The 3,846-nt window shown below is 68.6% G+C and carries 5 protein-coding genes; all 5 read left to right on the forward strand.

Going from position 1 to position 3,846, the window contains the following annotated elements; all coding sequences use genetic code 11:
* The coding region (atpB, locus tag VJR25_RS05840; protein WP_324113490.1) for a F0F1 ATP synthase subunit A at positions 1–774 on the forward strand (774 nt) is incomplete at its 5' end.
* A gap of 51 nt (positions 775–825) precedes the next feature.
* Positions 826–1,047: a F0F1 ATP synthase subunit C gene (gene atpE / locus VJR25_RS05845; RefSeq protein WP_039397457.1), complete on the forward strand. Its 222-nt coding sequence runs from the start codon at positions 826–828 to the stop codon at positions 1,045–1,047.
* Positions 1,048–1,076: 29 nt separating this feature from the next.
* Positions 1,077–1,628 carry a F0F1 ATP synthase subunit B gene (locus VJR25_RS05850; protein WP_324113495.1) on the forward strand — a complete coding sequence of 184 codons (552 nt, stop codon included), beginning with the start codon at positions 1,077–1,079 and terminating at the stop codon, positions 1,626–1,628.
* Positions 1,628–2,419 carry a F0F1 ATP synthase subunit delta gene (locus VJR25_RS05855; RefSeq protein WP_324113497.1) on the forward strand — a complete coding sequence of 264 codons (792 nt, stop codon included), beginning with the start codon at positions 1,628–1,630 and terminating at the stop codon, positions 2,417–2,419. Before VJR25_RS05850 ends, VJR25_RS05855 begins: the two co-directional genes overlap by 1 nt.
* A 62-nt stretch (positions 2,420–2,481) precedes the next feature.
* On the forward strand, positions 2,482–3,846 hold a 1,365-nt coding region (gene atpA / locus VJR25_RS05860), incomplete at its 3' end, for a F0F1 ATP synthase subunit alpha (protein WP_324113499.1).

Genomic DNA, 3,846 nt, shown 5'->3' on the forward strand with positions numbered 1-3,846 from the left:
TCCGGGTTTCACGGCCCGTCCATCGACGACATCTTCCCGCCGGCTCTCCTGTTCCAAGGCACGCCCTTCGAGCTGAACCGCCTGATGGCGATCCGCATCCTCGTGGTCGTCGTGCTCGTGCTGCTCATGTGGCTCGCCACCCGCAACATGAAGATCGTCCCGGGTCGCGGCCAGGCCGCGTTCGAGTTCATCTTCATGTTCGTGCGCAAGGGTGTCATCTACGACAACCTCGGTGAGAAGCTCGGCCGCCGCTACGAGCCGATCATCATGACGTTCTTCTTCCTGATCCTCGGAATGAACATCGTCGGCTCCATCCCCGGCCTGCAGATCGCCGGGACGGCCGCGATCGGCCTTCCGATCGTCATGGCGGTCATCGCGTGGGTCATGTTCGTCTACGCGGGCTTCCGTGAGAAGGGCTTCCGCTTCCTCAAGGACTCGCTGTTCCTGCCGGGCGTGCCGTGGTGGCTGTATCCGCTGCTGACTCCGCTCGAGTTCCTCTCGACCTTCATCGTCTGTCCGGTCACGCTCGCGCTCCGACTCACGATGAACATGGTCTCCGGCCACATGCTCGTGGTGCTCTGCTTCAGTGCCACCCAGTTCTTCTTCTTCACCGTGCTCGCCAACGGCAACCTGCTCGGCCTTCTGGGCGTCGGCTCCTTCGCGTTCGGCATCGCCTTCACCGTGCTGGACCTGTTCGTCGCCGCCCTGCAGGCGTACGTCTTCGCCATCCTGGCCTCCATCTACGTGCAGCTGTCGGTCGCCGAAGAGCACTGACCTGCAAAAGCTTGATTGTTTAAAGACCACCCTCGAAAGGAAACCCTTCCCGTGAACATCGTCGGACAACTCGCCCCGCTCGCATTCGGTCTCGCCGTCATCGGCTCTGGTATCGGCGTGGGCATCATCGTCGGCAAGACCATCGAGTCGGTCGCCCGTCAGCCCGAGCTGCAGGGTCGCCTGTCGAGCCTCATGTTCCTCGGTATCGCCCTGACGGAGGCGCTCTGCTTCATCGCGATCGCCGTCGCGTTCATCCCGTTCCCCAAGCCGTAATCTCGGCCCGCCAAGCACAAGGAGTCTGAATGCACAGCGCATTCGTCACCGCGGCCGCGGAGAGCGCCCCGAATCCGGTCGTCCCCACGATCCCGGACCTCGTCTGGGGCACGATCGTCTTCGTCATCGTGCTGGTCTTCATCATCTGGAAGATCCTGCCCAGCATGAACAAGGCGCTCGACGCCCGCGCGGACGCCATCGAAGGCGGCATCAAGCGCGCCGACGAGGCGCAGGCCAAGGCCGCCGCCGCTCTCGAGGAGTACACCGCCAAGCTCGCAGACGCGCGCGGGGAAGCCGCCGCGATCCGCGAGCAGGCGCGTGCCGACGGCGCGAAGATCCTCGCCGAGCTGCGTGAGAACGCGCAGGCCGAGGCTGCGCGCGTCACCGCCGCCGCCCACGCGCAGATCGAGGCCGAGCGCCAGACCGCGTTCGTCTCGCTGCGCAGCGAGGTCGGCACCATGGCCATCGACCTGGCCGGTGGCGTCATCGGCGAGTCGCTGTCCGACGACGAGCGGGCGCAGGCGGTCGTGGACCGCTTCCTCGCCGAGCTCGAGGTCCCCGAGACGGTGGGCAAGGCGTAATGGGCAGCGCGACCACTCAGGCCGTCGCCGCGTCCACTGCGGCGCTGGATGCCGCACGGGGCGTCGACCTCGGGGTCGCGCGTGAGCTGTTCGCAGCCGCGCGTGCCCTCGACGGCTCGTCGCAGCTGGCCGGCGCCCTCGCCGACTCGGCCGCGTCCGTCGAGGCACGCTCGAAGGTCGTCGCCGACGTCTTCGGCCGGGTGCTCTCGCCCGCCGCGGCGCAGCTGATCACGACCGCCGCCGCGCAGTCGTGGTCGGCGGCATCCGACCTGGTCGACGGGATCGAGGAGCTGGCCGTGCGGGCCGCCGCGAAGGCAGCCCCGGACGCCGACGTCGAGGGCGAGCTGTTCGCCTTCACGCGCGTCGTGGCCGCCAACCCGGAGCTGGAGCTCGCGCTCGGCAGCCGCATGGGCGACTCGGAGGCCAAGGGGCAGCTGGTGGAGTCCCTGCTCGCCGGCCGCGCGAGTGACGCGACCATCCTCGTCGCGGCCTCGCTCGTGCGCCAGCCGCGCGAGCGCCGGGTGCGCGACCTGCTGTCGCGGGGGATGCGGCTCGCCGCCGCCCAGCGCGGACGCACGGTCGCGACCGTGTACAGCGCCGTGGCGCTGGGCGCTCACCAGCAGCAGCGGCTGACCGCCGCGCTGGCTGCGCGCTACGACACGCAGGTGTCGCTGAACACCGTCGTCGACCCGACGATCATCGGGGGCCTGCGCGTGCAGATCGCCGACGACATCATCGACGGCAGCGTCTCGACCCGGCTCACCGAGCTGCGCCAGAAGCTGGCCGGCTGACAGACTTTCCCGCCGCGACGGCGGAGATTTCGGGGCCGCGGCCCCATGAACGAAGGAAGACAATGGCAGAACTCTCCATCAGCCCCGACGTCATCCGTGACGCGCTGAAGGACTTCGTCGCGGCCTACGAGCCCACGGGCGCTGCGGCGACCGAGGTCGGCACGGTGGTCGACGCCGCCGACGGCATCGCCCACGTCGAAGGCCTGCCCGGCGTCATGGCCAACGAGCTCGTGACGTTCGCGGACGGCACCAAGGGCCTGGCCCTGAACCTCGACGAGCACGAGATCGGTGTCGTCGTGCTCGGCGACTTCGCCGGCATCGAGGCCGGCCAGCAGGTCACCCGCACCGGTGAGGTGCTCTCGGTCCCGGTGGGCGACGCCTACCTCGGCCGCGTGGTCGACCCGCTCGGTCAGCCCATCGACGGCCTCGGCTCGATCGCGAGCGAGGGCGTCCGCGCGCTCGAACTGCAGGCGCCCGGCGTCATGCAGCGCAAGAGCGTGCACGAGCCGCTGCAGACCGGCGTCAAGGCCATCGACGCGATGATCCCGGTCGGCCGCGGCCAGCGCCAGCTCATCATCGGCGACCGCCAGACCGGCAAGACCGCGCTCGCCATCGACACGATCATCAACCAGAAGTCGAACTGGGAGTCGGGCGACGAGAACAAGCAGGTCCGCTGCATCTACGTCGCGATCGGTCAGAAGGGCTCCACGATCGCGTCCGTGAAGGGTGCACTCGAGGACGCCGGTGCGATGGAGTACACCACCATCGTCGCCGCCCCGGCATCCGACCCGGCCGGCTTCAAGTACCTGGCCCCCTACACCGGCTCGGCCATCGGCCAGCACTGGATGTACGGCGGCAAGCACGTCCTCATCATCTTCGACGACCTGTCGAAGCAGGCCGAGGCCTACCGCGCCGTCTCGCTGCTGCTCCGCCGCCCGCCGGGGCGCGAGGCCTACCCGGGCGACGTCTTCTACCTGCACTCCCGTCTGCTCGAGCGCTGCGCGAAGCTGTCCGACGAGCTCGGCGCGGGGTCGATGACGGGTCTCCCGATCATCGAGACCAAGGCGAACGACGTCTCGGCGTACATCCCGACCAACGTGATCTCGATCACCGACGGCCAGATCTTCCTGCAGTCCGACCTGTTCAACGCCAACCAGCGTCCCGCTGTCGACGTCGGCATCTCGGTTTCGCGAGTCGGCGGTGACGCTCAGGTCAAGTCGATCAAGAAGGTCTCCGGCACGCTCAAGCTCGAGCTGGCGCAGTACCGCTCGCTCGAGGCGTTCGCGATGTTCGCGTCCGACCTCGACCAGGCCTCGCGGCGTCAGCTGGCGCGTGGTGCGCGCCTGACCGAGCTGCTCAAGCAGCCGCAGTACTCGCCGTACCCGGTGGAGGAGCAGGTCGTCTCGATCTGGGCCGGCACCAACGGC

Origin of the sequence: Microbacterium sp., assembly GCF_035277845.1 — a bacterium.
GTDB lineage: Bacteria > Actinomycetota > Actinomycetes > Actinomycetales > Microbacteriaceae > Microbacterium.

Excerpts from the sequence above, each read along its gene's own strand:
- VJR25_RS05850 (WP_324113495.1), top strand. The coding sequence starts at position 1,077 with ATGCACAGCGCATTCGTCACCGCGGCCGCGGAGAGCGCCCCGAATCCG.
- VJR25_RS05855 (WP_324113497.1), top strand. The coding sequence starts at position 1,628 with ATGGGCAGCGCGACCACTCAGGCCGTCGCCGCGTCCACTGCGGCGCTG.